The sequence below is a fragment of the Nitratireductor aestuarii genome, from assembly GCF_014641695.1.
GTDB lineage: Bacteria > Pseudomonadota > Alphaproteobacteria > Rhizobiales > Rhizobiaceae > Chelativorans > Chelativorans aestuarii.
Genome location: NZ_BMIF01000042.1, coordinates 1 through 1,607, shown reverse-complemented (window position 1 = coordinate 1,607; position 1,607 = coordinate 1). Strand labels below are relative to the sequence as shown.

Below are 1,607 nucleotides of genomic sequence, written 5' to 3'. Positions count from 1 at the left end.
CCCGGTCGAACGCGTTCTTCGTCTTCAATGCCATGTCCAACCAGTTGCAGGAACCGTTTGGCGCCAAGACCGCGCGGCCGGCGTTCCTGGCCAATCGCGGCACGCCAGTAGCCATCGAGGTCCAGACGGGCTCGCTCGTCTAAGGCCAATCCGGGAAGAGGGCGGAGCGTATGCTCCGCCCGGGATTGCAGAGGAGACAGGATGGCATGTTGCAGCGCTTCTGCTGGAACATGCCGAACCGGGGCAGATATGACACAACAAGAAGAACGAGGCAGCGCCGAGTTGGCGCTGCCACGGTTGCGGTCGGTCGAGAAAATCGGCGGTACATCCATGAGCCGCGTCAGCGAGTTGATCGACACAATCCTGGTCGGTAATCGCGCAGCGCTGGAGCTTTACAATCGGGCCTTTGTGGTTTCCGCTTTCGGCGGCATCACCAACAAGCTGCTCGAGCACAAGAAGACGGGTGCTGCGGGCGTTTATGCGCTTTTCGCGCAGGCTGACGCCGAGCACGGTTGGTTGGACGCGCTGGAGGATGTGAGTTGCGCGATGCTTGCCATTAATGCCGACATGTTCAACGAACCTGACGATTGTGCTTCGGCTAACACCTTCGTGCACGAACGCATCGAAGGTGCCCGGCATTGCCTGCTCGATCTGCAGCGGCTTTGTTCGTATGGGCATTTTCAGCTCATTGAGCACATGCAGACCATCCGCGAGATGCTGTCCGCCCTTGGCGAGGCGCATTCGGCCTACAATCTGGCGCTGTTGTTGCGCCGCAACGGCGTCAATGCGAGGTTCGTGGACCTGACCGGCTGGCGGGATGGGGAGCGGGTGTCGCTCGAGGAACGGATCGTGGCCGCCTTCGGAGATGTGGATCCTACAACGGAACTGCCGATCGTGACGGGCTATGCGCAGTGCCGCGAAGGCTTGATGAAGGAATTCGACCGCGGCTATTCCGAGGTGACATTTGCAGCGCTTGCAGCACTGTCGCAGGCGGGCGAAGCGATCATCCATAAGGAATTTCACCTGTCGAGCGCCGATCCGCGCCTCGTCGGTGCGGAGAATGTGCGCAAGATCGGTCGTACGAACTATGATGTCGCGGATCAGCTTTCCAATTTGGGGATGGAGGCCATCCATCCGAAAGCAGCGAAGAGATTGCGGCAGGCGGGTGTTCCGCTGCGCGTCACCAATGCATTTGATCCAGGTGATCCCGGCACATTGATTGATTCAGCACATGCCGAGAAGCCCGGCGTCGAGATCGTAACGGGCTTGCCAGTCATCCGGCTGGAAGTGTTCGAACAGGACATGGTGGGGGTGAAAGGCTACGATGCCAGCATTCTGGAGATTCTTACCCGACATCGCATCCGGATTATTTCGAAAACCTCCAACGCGAATGCGATCGTTCATCATGTGGACGCAAACTTGAAGTCGATCCGGCGCTTCGAGCGCGATCTCTGCGAGCGCTTCCCAGCGGCTGATGTCAGAGCTATGGCGGAAACTGGGTGATGACGGTTTGAGAGAGGCGGCGTATCGAGGCGGGTGACAAAGCCTGCCAGAACCTCACGAGGAGCGATACGCCATGAAGACAGATACCACCATTGTTTCCTTTC

The 1,607-nt window shown here is 58.9% G+C and carries 1 protein-coding gene; it reads left to right on the top strand.

Annotation, left to right across the window (positions count from 1 at the left end):
• The first annotated feature begins 201 nt into the window (after positions 1-201).
• Entirely contained in the window at positions 202-1,503 is a 1,302-nt protein-coding gene (locus IEX27_RS20995) for an aspartate kinase (RefSeq protein WP_244630495.1), read from the top strand.
• Positions 1,504-1,607: the final 104 nt, after the last annotated feature.